Annotated in this window: 20 protein-coding genes and 1 pseudogene; 17 read left to right on the top strand and 4 right to left on the bottom strand. The window is 65.6% G+C overall.

All coding sequences use genetic code 11. From position 1 onward, the window contains the following. Positions 1 to 55: 55 nt before the first annotated feature. From hisC to A6E15_RS08540, 7 genes are all read left to right on the top strand, one after another. Positions 56 to 1,201, top strand: a complete 1,146-nt coding sequence (gene hisC / locus A6E15_RS08570) for a histidinol-phosphate transaminase (protein ID WP_076145509.1) — start codon at positions 56 to 58, stop codon at positions 1,199 to 1,201. After that, entirely contained in the window at positions 1,198 to 1,764 is a 567-nt protein-coding gene (locus A6E15_RS08565) for an adenylate kinase family protein (protein WP_076145507.1), read from the top strand. The genes hisC and A6E15_RS08565 overlap by 4 nt, the downstream gene beginning before the upstream one ends. Next, positions 1,761 to 2,375 (top strand): CDP-alcohol phosphatidyltransferase family protein, encoded by a 615-nt coding sequence (locus A6E15_RS08560; RefSeq protein ID WP_076145506.1) that lies wholly within the window; start codon positions 1,761 to 1,763, stop codon positions 2,373 to 2,375. Before A6E15_RS08565 ends, A6E15_RS08560 begins: the two co-directional genes overlap by 4 nt. A gap of 84 nt (positions 2,376 to 2,459) precedes the next feature. Further along, the gene (locus A6E15_RS08555) at positions 2,460 to 3,002 is read left to right on the top strand and encodes a multiprotein bridging factor aMBF1 (protein WP_076145504.1); all 543 of its coding nucleotides are present in this window, start codon (positions 2,460 to 2,462) and stop codon (positions 3,000 to 3,002) included. Between the two features lie 78 nt (positions 3,003 to 3,080). Further along, on the top strand, positions 3,081 to 3,725 hold the full coding sequence (tpiA, locus tag A6E15_RS08550; RefSeq protein WP_076145503.1) for a triose-phosphate isomerase: 645 nt from the start codon (positions 3,081 to 3,083) through the stop codon (positions 3,723 to 3,725). Between the two features lie 129 nt (positions 3,726 to 3,854). Next, entirely contained in the window at positions 3,855 to 4,295 is a 441-nt protein-coding gene (locus tag A6E15_RS08545) for a hypothetical protein (RefSeq protein WP_076145501.1), read from the top strand. Between the two features lie 58 nt (positions 4,296 to 4,353). Then, entirely contained in the window at positions 4,354 to 4,992 is a 639-nt protein-coding gene (locus tag A6E15_RS08540; protein WP_076145500.1) for a toll/interleukin-1 receptor domain-containing protein, read from the top strand. On the opposite strand, the gene A6E15_RS08535 is transcribed toward A6E15_RS08540, so the two are convergent. Continuing rightward, positions 4,965 to 5,651, bottom strand: coding sequence for a J domain-containing protein (locus A6E15_RS08535; protein WP_076145498.1), 687 nt, complete (start codon positions 5,649 to 5,651; stop codon positions 4,965 to 4,967). The genes A6E15_RS08540 and A6E15_RS08535 overlap by 28 nt on opposite strands. A 348-nt stretch (positions 5,652 to 5,999) precedes the next feature. On the opposite strand from A6E15_RS08535, the gene A6E15_RS08530 reads away from it, so the two are divergent. The 3 genes from A6E15_RS08530 (at position 6,000) to A6E15_RS08520 (ending at position 8,003) form a co-directional block, all read left to right on the top strand. Beyond that, entirely contained in the window at positions 6,000 to 6,425 is a 426-nt protein-coding gene (locus tag A6E15_RS08530; protein ID WP_076145497.1) for a DUF3054 domain-containing protein, read from the top strand. Between the two features lie 297 nt (positions 6,426 to 6,722). Then, positions 6,723 to 6,938: a hypothetical protein gene (locus A6E15_RS08525; RefSeq protein ID WP_076145495.1), complete on the top strand. Its 216-nt coding sequence runs from the start codon at positions 6,723 to 6,725 to the stop codon at positions 6,936 to 6,938. Positions 6,939 to 6,992: 54 nt separating this feature from the next. Next, positions 6,993 to 8,003, top strand: coding sequence for an ornithine cyclodeaminase family protein (locus A6E15_RS08520; protein ID WP_076145494.1), 1,011 nt, complete (start codon positions 6,993 to 6,995; stop codon positions 8,001 to 8,003). Positions 8,004 to 8,243: 240 nt separating this feature from the next. Here the strand turns inward: A6E15_RS08520 and A6E15_RS08515 are convergent. Further along, positions 8,244 to 8,453 (bottom strand): annotated as a pseudogene (locus tag A6E15_RS08515) (ACP synthase); the annotation flags it as partial. A 488-nt stretch (positions 8,454 to 8,941) separates the two neighbouring features. Here A6E15_RS08515 and A6E15_RS08510 point away from each other — a divergent pair. After that, entirely contained in the window at positions 8,942 to 9,940 is a 999-nt protein-coding gene (locus A6E15_RS08510) for a DHH family phosphoesterase (RefSeq protein ID WP_076145492.1), read from the top strand. Between the two features lie 181 nt (positions 9,941 to 10,121). Here the strand turns inward: A6E15_RS08510 and A6E15_RS21870 are convergent, their stop codons facing one another. Next, a complete protein-coding gene (locus A6E15_RS21870; RefSeq protein ID WP_076145491.1) occupies positions 10,122 to 10,487 on the bottom strand; it encodes a hypothetical protein in 366 nt (121 codons plus the stop codon). A 291-nt stretch (positions 10,488 to 10,778) separates the two neighbouring features. After that, on the bottom strand, positions 10,779 to 11,249 hold the full coding sequence (locus A6E15_RS08500) for an Hsp20/alpha crystallin family protein (protein ID WP_076145489.1): 471 nt from the start codon (positions 11,247 to 11,249) through the stop codon (positions 10,779 to 10,781). A 150-nt stretch (positions 11,250 to 11,399) separates the two neighbouring features. On the opposite strand from A6E15_RS08500, the gene A6E15_RS08495 reads away from it, so the two are divergent. The 6 genes from A6E15_RS08495 (at position 11,400) to A6E15_RS08475 (ending at position 15,676) form a co-directional block, all read left to right on the top strand. Further along, on the top strand, positions 11,400 to 12,089 hold the full coding sequence (locus A6E15_RS08495) for a type 1 glutamine amidotransferase domain-containing protein (protein ID WP_076145487.1): 690 nt from the start codon (positions 11,400 to 11,402) through the stop codon (positions 12,087 to 12,089). A gap of 286 nt (positions 12,090 to 12,375) precedes the next feature. After that, positions 12,376 to 12,552, top strand: coding sequence for a hypothetical protein (locus A6E15_RS20900; protein ID WP_175607229.1), 177 nt, complete (start codon positions 12,376 to 12,378; stop codon positions 12,550 to 12,552). A gap of 186 nt (positions 12,553 to 12,738) precedes the next feature. After that, positions 12,739 to 12,939, top strand: a complete 201-nt coding sequence (locus A6E15_RS08490) for a DUF1918 domain-containing protein (protein ID WP_076145485.1) — start codon at positions 12,739 to 12,741, stop codon at positions 12,937 to 12,939. Positions 12,940 to 13,028: 89 nt separating this feature from the next. Continuing rightward, positions 13,029 to 13,475 carry an RNA-binding protein gene (locus A6E15_RS08485; protein WP_076145484.1) on the top strand — a complete coding sequence of 149 codons (447 nt, stop codon included), beginning with the start codon at positions 13,029 to 13,031 and terminating at the stop codon, positions 13,473 to 13,475. Between the two features lie 126 nt (positions 13,476 to 13,601). After that, positions 13,602 to 14,228, top strand: coding sequence for a TetR/AcrR family transcriptional regulator (locus tag A6E15_RS08480; protein WP_175607228.1), 627 nt, complete (start codon positions 13,602 to 13,604; stop codon positions 14,226 to 14,228). Further along, entirely contained in the window at positions 14,225 to 15,676 is a 1,452-nt protein-coding gene (locus A6E15_RS08475) for an MATE family efflux transporter (protein ID WP_076145482.1), read from the top strand. Before A6E15_RS08480 ends, A6E15_RS08475 begins: the two co-directional genes overlap by 4 nt. Positions 15,677 to 15,679: the final 3 nt, after the last annotated feature.

Raw genomic sequence — 15,679 nt, 5'->3', positions numbered from 1 at the left:
GCGGACTGACCACATGTAAGCACCCTTAAGAGCCGCGGGAAACTTGGATTCGCGTATGCAACCGCGCGACCTGTCCGATCACGTCGCTTACGAGGCGGGTCGAGGCATCGAGGAGGTCGCCCGCGAACTCGACCGGGACCCCTCCGAGTTCATCAAACTCGCCTCGAACGAGAACCCGCACGGGCCCTCGCCGGCCGCCGCCGTGGCCATCCGGGAGACGGCCTCGAGCGTGAGTTCCTACCCCAAGGCCGCCCACGCCGATCTCACGACCGCCGTCGCCGGCCGCTGGAACGTCACCGACGACCAGGTCTGGCTGGCAAACGGCGGCGACGGGGCGATAGACTATCTCCACCGGACGGCGCTGGAACCGGACGACGACGTTCTCGTTCCCACGCCCGGCTTCGCCTACTACGGGATGAGCGCCCGATTTCACCACGGCGGCGTCCGCGAGTACGCCCTCTCGAAAGCCGACGATTTCACGCAGGACGCCGACGTCGTCCTCGAGGCCTACGACGGCGAGCGCGTGATCTGGGTCACGAGCCCGCACAACCCGACGGGCTCGACGATGCCTCTCGCGGAGATCGAACGCCTCGCCGACGAGACCGACGAGGAGACCCTGATCGCCGTCGACGAGGCCTACGGCGAGTTCGCCGACGACGAAAGCGCCATCGCGCTGCTGGAGGGTTGGGACGAGTTCGAGGCCCGCGACGACGTGGCGGTCCTCCGGACGTTCTCGAAGGCCTACGGACTGGCCGGCGTTCGTCTCGGCTACGCCGTCGTGCCCGACGAGTGGGCCGACGCCTACGCCCGCGTGAACACGCCCTTCGCGGCGAGCGAACTCGCCTGTCGGGCCGGGCTCGCGGCCATCGACGACGAGGAACACGTCGTCCGGACCGTCGAGACCACCCGCGAATCCCGCGCGTACATGCGCGACAACGTCGATACACACGTCTGGGAGAGCCAGGGCAACTTCGTCCTCGTCGAGGTCGGCGACGCCTCGGCCGTCGCCGCCGAGATGCAGGAACGCGGCGTCATCGTCCGTGACTGCTCGAGCTTCGGGCTGCCTGGCTGTGTCCGCATCACCTGCGGAACCGAGGACGAAACGGGGCGGGCGGTCGAGACACTCAACGAGGTCCTCGCCGACCTCGACGTCGAGCCGTCCCCGACGGGCGAGTCGGACGCGGAGGTGGCCGACACGTGAGAGTCGGCGTCACCGGCACGCCCGGCACCGGGAAGACGACCGCGACGGAGCTGCTCGAGTCGCGGCTGGCCGACGAGGAGCCCGCCCCGAACGCGGCGGCAAACGGCGAGTCGCTCCCCGATCTCGAGGTGATCCACCTCAACCGCGTCCTCGAAGCGGAGGGGCTCTACACCGAGGTCGACGCCGACCGCGAGAGCAAGATCGCCGACCTCGAGGCGCTCGCCGAGTGGCTCGCCGGCCGGGACGACGTCGTCGTCGAGTCCCACCTCGCGCATCACTTCGACGCCGATCGCGTGGTCGTCCTGCGGTGTCATCCCGAGACGCTCGAGGAGCGCCTGCTCGAGCGCGGTGAGACCGCCGAAAAAGCCGAAGAGAACGCCGAGAGCGAGGCGCTGGACGTGATCCTCTCGGAGGCGGTCGAGGAACACGGCCTCGAGTCGGTCTACGAGATCGACACGACCGATCGCGACCCCGAAGCGGTCGCGGCCGACCTCGAGGCGGTCGCGGCGGGCGAACGCGAGCCGAGCGCCGGCGAGGTCGACTTCGTGGGGTACCTGACGTGACGCTCGACAAGTTCCGGCCGTACGTCTCGCGGTTTCTCGATCCATTCGTCAAGGGCTTTGACCGCGTCGGGATGACGCCCAACGGCGTGAGCGTCGTCGCCTTCGCGATGGCGATCCTCGCCGCGGTCGCGTTCGCGCTTGGTGGGATCGAGGACCCGGTCTGGTACGCCGTGGCGGCCGCGCTGGTCTTCCTGAACGGCTGGCTCGACATCGTCGACGGCGCGCTGGCGCGCGAACAGGAGGTCGCCTCGGCCGGCGGCGACCTGCTGGATCACGTCCTCGACCGCTACGCCGACATCGTCGTTATCGCGGGACTGGCCGCGGGCGTCGAGGACTACCTGCTCGGCTTCGCCGCCGTGACCGGGGTCGTGATGACCTCGTATCTCGGCACGCAGGCCCAGGCCGTCGGTCTCGATCGGGTCTACGGCGGACTCGTCGGTCGCGCCGACCGGCTGGCGATCATCGGGATCGTCGGCTTCCTGGCCTATCCGATCACGGGACCGATCGCCGGCGGGTTCACGCTCGTGGGCCTCCTGCTCGTCTTCCTCGCGGTCGTCGGCCACCTGACCGCGCTCCAGCGCTTCTACTACTCCTGGCAGGCCCTCGAGTGAGCGCCGCTATGGCCCGTTCCAGCCCTTTTTGACGGGCAGGAGCGCGCCGCATGCTTTATCCCTGATCACGATATAGGAACGGACATGGTTCAGTGTGAGATGTGTGGGGCCGAGACGTCGTCCCCGAAGACGATCAAAGTCGAGGGCGCGAAGCTAGACGTGTGTTCCGACTGCACGGACTTCGGCACCGAGGTCAAACAGCCCTCGAGTTCGAGTTCGTCGACGAAGTACTCGACCGGCTCGAGTTCGTCGTCCTCGAGCGGGGGTAGCGGGTCGTCCGGTGCCGCGAGTTCGTCGAGTTCCGGCGGCTCGAGCCAGCGCCGGTCGGACATGTTCGACGATATGGACGAGCTGGCGACCGACTACGACGACCGGGTTCGCAACGCCCGCGAGAGCAGGGGCCTCAGCCAGTCCGAACTCGCAAACGAACTCAACGAGAAGGCGAGCCTGATCCGCAAGATCGAACGCGGCGACACCCTCCCGAGCGACCGGGTCCAGTCCGAACTCGAGAACTTCCTCGAGATCGACCTGAACGCCGAGGGAGCGTCCGGCGAGGACTCGGAGTGGTCCGGCGGCTCCTCGACCGGCAGTTACACGCTGGGCGACGTCGTCAAACGAAAGGACTGACGTCGTCGAGCGGTTCGTCCCCGATCCCCGTACCGCCGACTCGCAAGCTATTTCTTTCGTGCGGGTGGGGTTGCCGATATGTTCGTCCTCGTGAACCTGAAGACGTATCCGTGTGATCCGGTCGCGGTCGCCGAGGCCGTCCGCGACGTCGACGACACGACCGACGCGCGCCTGGCGGTCGCGCCGGCGGCGAGCCACATCGAGCGGGTCGCCGAGACCGGCGTCGAGACGTGGGCCCAGCACGTCGACCCGATCGACCACGGGAGCAACACCGGCCACGCCCTTGCCGAACACGTCGCCGACGCGGGGGCGGCCGGGACCCTGGTCAACCACTCCGAGCAACGGTTGAAACTGGCCGACATCGACGGCGCGGTCCGCGCGGCCGACCGAGCCGACCTCGAAACGATCGTCTGTGCGAACAACCCGGCCCAGATCGGTGCCGCGGCGGCGCTCGGTCCCGACGCCGTCGCCGTCGAACCCCCCGAACTCATCGGGACGGGGACGCCGGTCAGCCAGGCCGATCCGGACGTCGTCGAGAACGCGGTCGCGGCCGCGGCCGACGTCGATCCCGACGTCTCGGTCCTCTGTGGGGCCGGCATCAGTACGGGCGACGACGTCGTCGCCGCGGGTGATCTCGGTGCCGGCGGGGTCCTGCTGGCAAGCGGCGTCGCAAAGGCCGACGACCCGAAGGCGGCCCTCGAAGACCTCGTCGCCCCGCTGTAATACGATCTGCTGTAACGGGTTACCGGCGCGACCGCAGAACGGGTCGCGGTCGCGCCGCAAACGACTTACAGCAGTCCGTATACGACACGCGCCGTCCCACTTTTCCCCCTGTCGCCCGAAGCCATGCGTATGAGTGACAACGAATCCGAATCCGACGGCGGGGCGGAGACGGCGGCGCATCCGGTCTCGGTCACGCTCGAGAACCGACTGATGAGCCACGGCTACTACGTGACGTCGTTCGACTGGCGGGACGGCGACGGCGAGGAGACAGCCCCCGTCGACGGCGTCGGGATCGACCTCGAGTACGAGGCCGTCTCCGACGTGCCCGCGGTCACGCGCGACGAGGTCGGGGCCGTCCTGCGGACCCTGCTGTCGATCGGCGAGGAGCGGTCGTGGACGCCGGGCCGGCTCGAGGTAACTTCTGTCAGGACCGACGGGACGGTTCGCGGGCGCTGGCACGTCGAACGCGAGTGGTTCGACCGGCTCGGGGCCGACCTCTCGCAGGTGGAGTTCTCGCAGTTGGTCCTCGAGACGGTCCGGGACCGGCCGAGCGGACGTAACACTGATTAAACACATCACGGAGATAGATTAATAACGGTTCGGAAACGTCCTTGTCGTAGACGATTCCATGACCGGTGAGCAGGTGTACGTCTCCCACGCGCCCGACGATCTCGATCTCGTGCAGGACCTGTTCTCGACGGTCAAGAACTTCCCCTTCGGCGTTCGCATCGCGCTCGAGGAAGTCGACTCGGGCCGCTCGCGAAAGCGACTCGAGGGACGACTCGCCAACAGCGACCTCGTCGTCGCGGTGCTGACGGAGGGGGCGGCCGACGACGAGTGGATCAACCAGGAGATCGGCTATGCGGTGGCCAAGGGGATCCCCGTGTTGCCGCTGTTCGACGAGGGGATCGACCGGCGAGGGTTCGTGAGCGACGTCGAGGGCGTGACGATCGACCGCAGTGACCTCTCCGGTACGATCTTCAACCTGCTGTGTCGGCTCCGGAGCGAACTCGCTCCGCTGGGTGCGCTGTCGGTGCCCAACTGGTATATTCAGTTCCCGTGTACGCTCCCCGACTGCGGGGGGCCGGTTACGCTCGAACTCGACTACGACCAGTCCAAGCTCTGGAAGCTCCACGCACACGGCAAGTTCCTGACGGCCTCGTGTGCGGACTGTGGAATCACGTACTACTTCGATCCGGCGACGATCGGCTTCATGGGTCGCGAGGAGCGGCCGACGGCTCAGTCCTCGTCCCGGAGCCGGTCGTAGGCGTCCCGGACGAGCTTGAACGCCGACTCGCTGCCGCTCTTGCGGTCGGGGTGGGCACGTTTGACCTGCTCGTGAAACGCCTCCCGGAGCCGGTCGTCGCTGACGGCCCGCTCGACGCCCAGTACTTCGCGAGCCTCTATCTTTCGCATGGCGACGTCGGTGACGATGCCGCGCTCCTCGGCGTCGGCTTTGCAGCCCGAACACAGCCGTTCGGTCCGCTCGTCGATAGTGGTCACGCGAAACCGCTCCTCAGTGACCCACTCCCGGCACTGCGTACATCGGGTTCGATCGTCGGCGTCATCGCTCTCGGTCGTGTCGGCGCTCCCGTCGGTCGCCGAGCCGTCGCCCTCGGCTCCGACCCCGACATCGGTGCCTGGGGCCTCGGCCGCACACGAGGGACAGCAGGTCAGTACAGTGCCGTCCGACAGCACCACATCCTCGAGTTCGGCCTCGAGGAACGTGTCAGTACACCCGTCGCAGGCAGCCCGCCGCTGGTCGAGCGACGAGCCCTTTCGGGCGGCCGCCCTGGCGTGTGGCTCACACTCCGGACAGCACGCAACTCGTTCGCCGTCCGGCATCGTCACTGCCGTGAGGTCCTCGAGCGAGATCGTCCGGCCACACCCGTCGCAGCCGGCCCGTCGTTCACCGACCACTGCCATTACCCGGGCGGTTCGGGTTCGTCCCATATTAGTTCTTCTGCTGACAGTCACGAATTCGGACGGATCGGTTCGCCCTGAGGCAGACCCCGATCGTCGATCGGGGCCGGTGTGTAGGCTCCGACTACGTGGTGAAATGAGACGGGGCGCACGGCCGGCCGGTCCGAACGGAACGGATAACGAAGTAGCCGGCCGACCACGGATCGGGCGTGCGAGGGTCCCCTCGCACGGAGACGCGCTGTCCGTTGGACGGCACTCGGTGGCCGACGGCCGCCGAGTTCCTCCTCTCCTGTCAGGTATTTCGACGATCGAACCGGGACACCAATGGGTTCGCAGCCATGAGTATCGCGTATGGACACAGCAGTCCGGACGGACACGCGCGACGGGGCGGCCGACCGCGACCGATTCCTCGCCGGAATCGTCGACATCCTCTGTATCGTCGGAATCGTCCTCATCGGCCGTATCAGCCATAACGGAAACCCGATCGCCGAACCGATCGCCTCGCTCGAGACGGTAACGCCGTTCGTGGTCGGCTGGCTCGCCGCCGCGGCGCTGGCGGGCGTCTACGCGGCCGATCGGGCGGGAGCGAGCCGCGAGTTCCGACTGCCGGCCGTCGCGTGGATCGCGGCGGCGAACGTCGGACTCATGCTCCGTGGCTCGCCGCTGTTCGATGGCGGGGCGACGTGGCCGTTCCCGGTCGTCATCACCGCAACCGGACTGACCGCGTTGCTCGGTTGGCGACTGGTCTATATCCTCTATCTATCAGCGACGAGGTAGGTGATCGGCGCGCCGATTCGCGAACGGACTCCGATCGATACTGTAGCCCTCCTGATTTCGACACGTTATTCGGAAAACCACTGTTAACTGTCTCTATCGGGTGAACGAAGTCGATTTAATATTGAATCCGTCCGTCACGTTCCTCGAGCGATCTTCGATCCGATCCCCGGTCCCGACTCGTATCTTCGACATAACTTATATAGATCTCTTATTGAAGATCTGAGTCAGGAATCCGTCCACCACGAGCTAATTATGGGAAACACTTATATGGCCATTCCTCATACTATAGGATAGATTATGACTGGATATTACGACATTGTTCTCGGCCTCATCCCAGTCGCACTGCTCGGCATCACCGCGGCCCTGACCTTCGTCGGGGTGTCGCTGACCGCGGCAGTGCCGCTCGGGGCAGTCGTCGCGATGGGAATCATCGGCCACGCAATGTTCGTCAATACGCCAGCGGACGCCTCCGACGAGGCCCGATCGGCGCGCCCGCCGATCAACGCGGACTGATCTCTCACTGCCGCTTTCGGTTCCTTTTCCCGTCTCCGTTTCGTTCGCTTTCCCATGACTGACACCCTGTTTCTGTCCAGCGACGACGTCGAGGACATCGCGATGCCGGCCGAGTACGTCGACGCCGTCCGTGAGGGGTATCGACAGCGTGGGAACGGCGCGCCGGCCCAGCCCCGATCCAAGTTCTTCCGCGCCGACCCGGAGGGCATGTTCACCAGCTACGCCGCCGTCCTCCCGGAGACCGGTGCGATGGGGGGCTACATGTACAGCGCGGGCTTCGGTGCGACCGATGCCTGGTTCATGACGCCGCTGTTCGACGCCGACAGCGGCGCACCGCTTGCCCTGCTCGACGGCGCGAGCATGAACCCGTTCAAGACCGGCGCGGCCGGTGCTGTCGGCGTCGACGAACTCGCCCGCGACGACGCCGACACGCTCGCGATCATCGGGAGCGGCGCTCAGGCCCGCGGCCAGCTCCATGCGACCGCCACGGTCCGTGACTTCTCCGAAGTCCGAGTCTACTCCCCGACCCCCGAGAACCGTGCGGCCTTCGCCGCCGACTTCGACGACACTCTCGCGGCCGACGTCCACGCGGTCGACTCGAGTACGGCCGCCGTCGCCGACGCGGACGTCGTGATCACGGCGACGCAGGCCAGCGAGCCGGTCGTCGACGGCGACGACATCGCGCCCGGGACCCACATCACCGCGATGGGCCAGTACTCGCCGGACGCACGCGAACTGGACACGGACACGATCGCGAACGCGACCTACGTCCCGGACCTCCGCGAACGGGCGACGTTCGACGCCGGTTCGTTCATCCAGGCCGCGGAAGCGGGCGCGGTCACCGAGGACCACGTTCACGCGGAACTAGGCGAAGTCGTCGCCGGGGTCGAACCGGGTCGGACGAGCGACGACGAGATCACCGTCTTCGACAGCGGCGGCACCGGTATCGAGACGGTCGCTGCGGCGTACCTGCTCTACGAGCGCGCCAGCGAACGGGGGCTCGGACAGCCGATCGAGTTCGCGCCGGCGAGCGAGGCGCTGACGGGTGACTATAGTAGCCACTGAAAGTCATTGCACACCCGATCGCACGACGGCTGTGCGACCGGTGTGTAAATCGTTTCAGTTGTTACTATAGAACGAATCGGACCCGGTATTGCTTCGGCGCGCTAGCCAGTCGCGCTGGGGGCGTTCGAAACCATTTCAGGAGGCGTGACGACGATCCTGTGCGCAGTAGCGGTATCGAGACGCGAGTTCGGCGACGCGTTCACTTCCCTCGAGGTCGGCATCGATTCGGCCTCGAGCCGCCTACTCGCTCTCGGGCCGGATCTTGAAGCCGTAGCGAGTGACGCCTTCCTGCGTGCAGATCCGGCGGACGGTCGTCTCGATCCGATCGCCGACCGAGAAATCATCGGGGTCCGCGTCGGTGCCCATCGCCGGGGCGCTGACGGTCTCGTCGCCGTCGTCGACGGCTTCTTCTCGCGGGCGCTGCCCGCTCGAGTGGTCCGCGGAGCGTCGGATCCCGCGCGATGCGGTCGGCGTCGACGTCTTTCGCCGCCGGCAGCCCCGCTTCGTCCTCCTTTTCGGCCCCATCAGTCGACTCTTCGTCGTCTGACGACTCCCCCCTGCCGAGACAGCCGGCCGCCGCCAGCGCAGTCGTTGCACCCACCCCTGTACGAACCGCCGCCGCGTGGACGCGTTCGGATTCATCGTTGACATCGAATGCTCGACCTGTGACGGTATTGAATAGGAGTCCAGATCTCTCCCCGACGAGAACCGAACTGCAGGGGTACAGACCACCTACTTCTCGATGAGATCACACTCCAACATGTTCGAACATACTATATACGTGGATTTGGCGATGGGTCGTACCGACTCGATAGGCGCTTGTCCGTCCTCGGACGGACTCACTCGTTCACGCCGACCGGATATTGTCGACCGACCGATCGTTCACCCTTGCTGAGAGGCGACGCGGGTTTCAAACGTTTCGTCGCCGTATCTCGCGTATGCCTCGCGCGGCCGACCTCGTCTCCATCCTCGAGGCGACCGAGTCGCTGGCGATCATCTGTCACGACAATCCGGACCCGGACTGTCTCGCCAGCGCGCTCGCACTCGAGGCGATCGCACGCGACCACGGCATCGAGTCCGTGACGATCGCCTACGGCGGCGAGATCTCCCACCAGCAGAACCGCGCGTTCGTCAATCTCCTCGATATCAGCCTCCGGACGCTCGAGTCGACGGAGTTGTCGGAGTACGACAGCATCGGCTACGTCGACCACAGCAGTCCGGGCGCGAACACGGAGGTGCCGGCCAGCGTCACGCCGGACGTCGTCGTCGACCATCATCCCGGCGAGGCGAGCGGGGCCCACTTCGAGGACGTCCGCACAGAGTACGGCGCGACGGCGACCATTTTCGTGGAGTATCTCGAGGAACTCGAGATCGAACTGACCACCCGGCTCGCCTCGGCGTTGCTCTTCGCGCTCCACCGCGAGCGGCTGGACTTCGTCCGCGAGCCGACGCGCCGCGAGTACGAGGCCGCGCTGGCGGTCTATCCCGACGCGGACCTCGAGACGCTCGAGCAACTGTACGGCAGCGCCTTCTCCCCGGGAACCCTCGATGCGATCGGGCGGGCCATCGCCAGCCGGGAGCGCCGCGGCTCGTCGCTGGTCGCCAGCGCCGGCAGGACCGGCGAGACGGACGCGCTGCCACAGGCCGCGGACTACCTGCTCAACCTCGAGGGGGTCGATACGGTGTTGGTCTACGGGGTCGTCGGCGACGTGATCCGGCTGAGCGGTCGGTCGATCGATCCGCGGATCCACATCGGCGAGACGCTCGAGGCAGGGTTCGACGAACTGGGGGCGGTGGGCGGCCACCACGACATGGCCGGCGGGCGGATCGAACTCGGACTCTTCGCCGACGAGGGCGGCGACGACGACGCGCTGCTCGAGTTCGTCGGCGGACGGCTCGCCCGCCGGTTCTTCGATGCGTTGAACCTCGACGATTGAGACGAACTGCCGTAACAGTAGTTGCTAGTACGATTGTCATTCGGAATCGAATGAGAACTTGCGGTAAGTACGGGTAACGATGTAACGGTGCGGGTCACAATTTAGCTATTGTCTATCAAGACCGGCGTGCTGAATACAGAGCGTGAATTGAACGGTCGGATAGAGAACGTCGAGCGCGGGGTCAATGGAGGCGCGACGCAAATAGTCCAAGAACTGTGAGGCTCCAGAAAAGGAGTCCCAGCCCGTAGAAGAGGAGACGCACCCGGACTGGAATGTCGGAGGATACCCCCGGCCAGGATTCCAGATGTTCGGTCATCATGCTTGCCTCACTACTCTCATCGTGCCCGATCCTATCCGCAGCAGCGAATCCAGAAGTACCACCGTGTCCAGTAGTGCCACCACCCACCGCAATACAGAGGATGCCAAGACCAGCCAGCCCTAAGATTACTGCCCCCGAATGGGTGAGACCGTACGCGAGACCGACGGTTACGCCACCGATCATGCCAGTATCCCTCGCCAGGGGCTTCAATAATCGTGTCAGATTCACATCCAGTAAGTGTAGATAATTAACTAGATATTATTAACCTTTGGTACCCGATGATCCGACTGTGTAGTTTGCATCTACCGTTACCGAATCACCTGATTGTGTTTCAGAATCGCATCTCACTGCAGGACATGTACTCCCAGCTCCTGATCACGATGTATCGATGGAACACAGACCGGCCCAATTGTGCCGAAAACGACTGCTATAGTAGCCGCTGAAACGCTTCACACACTGATCGCAGCGCCGTCGTGCGATCAGGTGTGCAATGACTTTCAGCGGCTACTATAGTCGTCTTCAGTCGATGTCGATCGAGCGCGCTTCCTCGTCCGGCTCGTGCTTGGGGAGCCGGACCGTCAACACGCCGTTGTTGACACTTGCCTGCACCGCGTCGGCGTCGACCGACGCCGGCAGGCGAACCTGCCGACTGAACGACTGGGTCGTCCGTTCGTGTCGGATGTAGTTTGCCCCCTCGTCGCCGGTCTCCCGTTCGCGTTCGCGCTGGCCCGAAATCGCGAGGGTCCGGTCCCGATCGATGAGTCGCAACTCGAGGTCGTCGCTCTCGTAACCGGGGACGTCGACGGTGGCGACGAACGCCTCGCCCTCGTCGGCGAGGTCCAGGCTCGTCTCCGCGTTGCCCATCGAGAGGTCGAGCTGGCTCCGGTCGTCCACCTGTCGCTCCCACGATCGGGCCGCCGTCTCGACCTGGCGGTTCAGTCGCTCGAGGAGGTCTTCGATGCCGTCGAACGGACGGGGTCGATCTGTCATGGTAGCACGTACCGTAGATCGCCGACGGCGAAAAAGGCCACTCCCTACCCGCGTGACTGTCTCGCACACCAACCTGTTAGCGGGGGGACTTGCGGCAGAATCGAGGGGTGGACTGGCCGTTTTTATGCTCCCCGTTTTAGGGGAGGATGCATGACGGACGCACTATTCGTCGTCAGCGAAGAAGGGTACTGGGGAGAAGAATGCGTCGAGCCGCTCGAGACGCTCTCGGCGGCGGGCGTCGAGATCACGGTCGCGACGCCGTCGGGGAGTCCGCCGGTCATCGACGAGCGATCGGTCGATCCGGACGAGGTCGGCGAGGAGACCGCAGAACGCGTCCGCGAGGTCCACGAGACCGACGAGCGGCTGAACGATCCGATTCCGGTCGCACAGGCCGATGCGGAGGGGTACGACGCCGTCGTCTTCCCTGGTGGTCACGGGACCGCGTGGGACATCAACCAGGACAAACACGCACGGCAACTCCTGCGAGACGCCGTCGAGGGCAACGGGAAGGCGCTCGTCGTCTGTCACGCCGTCGGAATCCTCGGGTTCGCCCGCGACAGCCACGGCGCGTTCATCGTCAACGGCCGCGACGTGACCGGCTTCCCCAACGCGTGGGAGGAGGGCATCGTCGACGAACAGGACCGCATGCCCGACGGCCGCAAGCTGCCCTACTGGACCGAGGACGAAGTGAAAGCCGCCGGCGGCAACTGGGACGCCGAACTCGAGTCCGACACTAGCGTCACCGTCGACGGCGACCTGATCACCGCCCGCGGCCCCGGTTCCTCGTCGGCAGCCGCCGAAACGCTGCTCGCGGAACTCGGCGTCGAACTCGAGGCGTAACGGGATCGACTCGTCTCGGCCGACCGGACTCCACCGACCGTCGCAGCGTCCGAAATCGGAGACGGCGGCGCTCGTTTTGCCGTTCTCACATACCCCCTGAACTATTTCTACCCGTTCGTGTAGTCAGATTCACGTACCGCGATACGAACGCGGGGACTCACGAAACGGTACGGGGCCAGCGTCGCGGCCGGTCGGGTTCGGTTGCTGGCTCCCCCGAGCCGGCGGGCGATCGGCGGCGTGAGAGGCGGACCGAGCGAGTTATGGGCGCTGACCCCCGAAGACGCCTGTGGAGCCAGCCCGATCGGAGACGACCGAACGGACCGATTCGCTACGGAGTCGCAGCTACCGAATCACCGTCGACGACGGCCGCGACTCGTTTTTCGCACTGAGTATCGAGGACGTCTCGAGCGACGACGCGTGGCTCATGTCCGACACCGTCGTCGCCCTCGAGAACGAGCGCTGACCGCCCCGCTATCGCCGGCTGCCGCGGTAGTCGCGATCGGTACGCGATACTCGAGACGACTCTCCAAGCGGCCGTCACCGGTACGTGTCGCACTCGACAGTGGGGGCCAGCCCGCAGGCGACTGTGATCGACGGGCCCCAGTGGTGAATCAGTCCCTTTTTACGCGACCGCGGGGAAGCATCGGCTATGAGCTTCGAGGAAGACGATCGCGTCGTGTTGCACGACGAGCACAGCGAGTTCGACGGCGAGATCGGGACCATCACCCAGACGATGGAGTCGATGTTCGGTGACGTCACCTACACCATCAGCTTCGAGGACGGCCAGGAGGCCGGCGTTCCCGAGGACGACCTCGAGGCGGCCGACGACGAAGACGCAGACGAAGAGTAACGCCGCCCGCGGGTCAGTCACGCCCGACGGCGTTGCATTCGCTACCATCGCGCCGGCCGACCACTATCCCACACCCATTCGAACCGTCGATGCCACAGATCCCGCTTCACTACGTCGATTTACGGACGTTCTGCTACGCCACCGAGGACGAGAAACGCGTCGAGGAGGCGCTGCGAACCTTCCTCCCCGACGACGACGAGCCCTTCGAGATCGAACGCACCGAGAGCGAGGGCCACTACGGCGACCGCATTCTCGTCCTCTCGGCCCGCGTCGAGAACGCCGACGACGTTCGCCACGTCCTCTCGCGGCTGGCCGACCTCGAGTCTTTCGACGATCTGATCGACGAACTCGACGAGCGGGTCACGGAAAACACCGAACTCTTCCTGCGACTCGATAAACAGGCCGCCTTCGCGGGCGACGTACGCCTCGGCGACGGCATCACCTTCCGCGGGAAGGTCGAAGCCTACCCCGCGAAGAAGGAGAAAGCCGTCGCAAACGCCGAGGAGGTCCTCGAGCGTCTCCGCGAGCGGGACTGAGTCGACGCCTCGCTGACGCCGCCGCGTCCCGCTTCGTTCCGTGACGCCGCAGCACCCGAACGTGATCGCCCGGTTACGAAGCGCTTTTGACTGGCCAGTCAGTAAGTTAGTGTAGGACTCTTCTACATGACTGACGAGACGATCGCCGATCTCATGGACGCGACGTATCGGGCGCTGTGCAAGCACGGCTACGCGGAGTTGACGATGCAGGACATCGCCGCGGAGTCGGACAAGAGCAAGGGAACGATTCACTACCACTTCGACGGTAAACAGGACCTGCTCGAGTCGTTTCTGGAGTTTCTGCTGACGCAGTTCGAGGAGCGAACCGAGACGATCCCGGGCGAGACGCCGGCCGAGCGACTCCACGAGTTCCTCGACGAACTGCTGACCGCCGACGACGAAGACGCCGTGGAGTTCCGAACGGCGATCCTCGAGATCAAGGCCCAGTCGCCCTACAACGAGGCCTACCGGGAGCGACTGCGTGGGTTCGACCGTGCCACCAGGGATCGCATCGCCGATCTCGTCGCCGAGGGGATCGAAGCGGGCGAGTTCCGCTCGGACGTCGATCCCGAGGCGACCGCCGACTTCCTGGTCACGCTGTTTCACGGCGCACAGACGCGGGCGACCGCGGTGGACCGACCGCCGGAACGGACGCTGGAGTACGTCCACTCGTACATCGACGAGACTCTGTGTCTCGCGTCGGACGAACGGGACGGACCGTCGCTCGAGGCTGACGCGAGGACCGAGGAATGAGCTTGTTATCTCGACTCTCCGGTCTGTTCAAGGGTCGCGAGGAGTTCGACCTGACCGAGGGCGGGATCGCGAAACCGCTGTTCTATCTCTCGCTGCCGATCATCGTGACGAACCTGTTGCAGACCGCCTACAACCTCATCGACACGTTCTGGCTTGGCCAGTACAGCACCGAGGCCTTGGCGGCGATCAGCTTCGCGTTCCCGATGGTCTTTCTGCTCATTTCGGTCGGGATGGGGCTCTCGGTGGCCGGGAGCGTCCTCGTCGCCCAGTACATCGGCGCCGACGAGGAGTCAGACGCCGAGTACGCCGCCTCTCAGACCGTCGCGCTGTCGCTGCTCGCGGCGCTGCTACTCGGCGTCGTCGGCTACGTCTTCGTCGAGGAACTGCTCGGACTGCTCGGCGCTTCCGAGGCCGTGTTGCCGCTGGCGACCGACTACATGCAGGTCATCTCGCTCGGGATGCCCTTCATGTTCGGGTTCTTCGTCTTCATCGCCTTGATGCGCGGATACGGCGACACGATCACGCCGATGCTCGTGATGTTCGGTTCGGTCCTGCTCAACGTGATCCTCGACCCGTTCGTGATCTTCGGCTGGGGGCCGTTCCCCGAACTCGGGATCGAGGGTGCGGCGATCGCGACGGTCTTCTCGCGCTCGCTCGCGCTCGTGGTCGGGCTGGCCATCATGTTCAGCGGCGTCCGGGGCGTCCGGATCCGACTGGCCCAGATGCGGCCCGACCTCTCGTTCGCGAAGAAGCTCGTGAGCATCGGCTTCCCCGCCTCGATCGAGGGGATGGGTCGGGCGCTGTCGATCAACCTGCTGCTGGTGATCGTCGCGTTCTTCCCGGACACGGTCGTGGCGGCCTACGGGATCGGGACCCGCGTCTTCTCGGTCATCTTCCTGCCGGCGATCGCGGTCGCCCGCGGCGTCGAAACGATGACCGGCCAGAACGTCGGCGCGGGCAAACCCGAGCGGGCGAAAGCCGCGGCGGACTTCGCCGCCCGGACGATGTTCGTCGTCCTCGGGGCGATGGGCGTCGTGGCGTGGCTCGCCGCGGAGCCGATCACCGCCGCGTTCACCGACAATCCCGAGGTCATCGAAATCGGGACGACGTTCATCCGGTACGTCGCTCCCTCCTTCGGCTTTATCGGGGTGATGCGGGCCTACAACGGTAGCTTCCGTGGCACCGGCAAGACCCTGACCGCGGCCGCGATCGTCATCGTGATCTACGCGCTCGTGCGGCTCCCGATCGCCTACGGCCTCGCGACGGCCTACGACTACCGCGGAATCTGGGTCGCCTTCGCGGTCTCGAACGTCGTCGGTGCGGCGCTGGCCTACGGCTGGTACCGCCGTGGAACGTGGCAAGACGCCAACGTTACCGACGATCCGATGGCCCCCGCCTCCGGCGACGACCTCGAGGTCGGCGAGGCCGACGCGAGTACCGACGACTAACGC

It is taken from the genome of Natrinema saccharevitans (assembly GCF_001953745.1).
Lineage (GTDB): Archaea > Halobacteriota > Halobacteria > Halobacteriales > Natrialbaceae > Natrinema > Natrinema saccharevitans.
Note: the sequence above shows the minus strand (reverse complement) of the source record. Positions and strands in the feature narration are given on the sequence as shown.

What these genes read in the sequence shown, in the direction of transcription:
- A6E15_RS08525 (WP_076145495.1), top strand. Translation starts at nt 6,723, where the DNA reads ATGACTGGATATTACGACATTGTTCTCGGCCTCATCCCAGTCGCACTG.
- A6E15_RS08480 (WP_175607228.1), top strand. Translation starts at nt 13,602, where the DNA reads ATGACTGACGAGACGATCGCCGATCTCATGGACGCGACGTATCGGGCG.
- A6E15_RS08520 (WP_076145494.1), top strand. Translation starts at nt 6,993, where the DNA reads ATGACTGACACCCTGTTTCTGTCCAGCGACGACGTCGAGGACATCGCG.
- hisC (WP_076145509.1), top strand. Translation starts at nt 56, where the DNA reads ATGCAACCGCGCGACCTGTCCGATCACGTCGCTTACGAGGCGGGTCGA.
- A6E15_RS08540 (WP_076145500.1), top strand. Translation starts at nt 4,354, where the DNA reads ATGACCGGTGAGCAGGTGTACGTCTCCCACGCGCCCGACGATCTCGAT.
- A6E15_RS08490 (WP_076145485.1), top strand. Translation starts at nt 12,739, where the DNA reads ATGAGCTTCGAGGAAGACGATCGCGTCGTGTTGCACGACGAGCACAGC.
- A6E15_RS08500 (WP_076145489.1), bottom strand. Translation starts at nt 11,249, where the DNA reads ATGACAGATCGACCCCGTCCGTTCGACGGCATCGAAGACCTCCTCGAG.
- A6E15_RS08495 (WP_076145487.1), top strand. Translation starts at nt 11,400, where the DNA reads ATGACGGACGCACTATTCGTCGTCAGCGAAGAAGGGTACTGGGGAGAA.
- A6E15_RS08530 (WP_076145497.1), top strand. Translation starts at nt 6,000, where the DNA reads ATGGACACAGCAGTCCGGACGGACACGCGCGACGGGGCGGCCGACCGC.
- tpiA (WP_076145503.1), top strand. Translation starts at nt 3,081, where the DNA reads ATGTTCGTCCTCGTGAACCTGAAGACGTATCCGTGTGATCCGGTCGCG.
- A6E15_RS08545 (WP_076145501.1), top strand. Translation starts at nt 3,855, where the DNA reads ATGAGTGACAACGAATCCGAATCCGACGGCGGGGCGGAGACGGCGGCG.
- A6E15_RS08475 (WP_076145482.1), top strand. Translation starts at nt 14,225, where the DNA reads ATGAGCTTGTTATCTCGACTCTCCGGTCTGTTCAAGGGTCGCGAGGAG.
- A6E15_RS08510 (WP_076145492.1), top strand. Translation starts at nt 8,942, where the DNA reads ATGCCTCGCGCGGCCGACCTCGTCTCCATCCTCGAGGCGACCGAGTCG.
- A6E15_RS08555 (WP_076145504.1), top strand. Translation starts at nt 2,460, where the DNA reads ATGGTTCAGTGTGAGATGTGTGGGGCCGAGACGTCGTCCCCGAAGACG.
- A6E15_RS08485 (WP_076145484.1), top strand. Translation starts at nt 13,029, where the DNA reads ATGCCACAGATCCCGCTTCACTACGTCGATTTACGGACGTTCTGCTAC.
- A6E15_RS08535 (WP_076145498.1), bottom strand. Translation starts at nt 5,651, where the DNA reads ATGGCAGTGGTCGGTGAACGACGGGCCGGCTGCGACGGGTGTGGCCGG.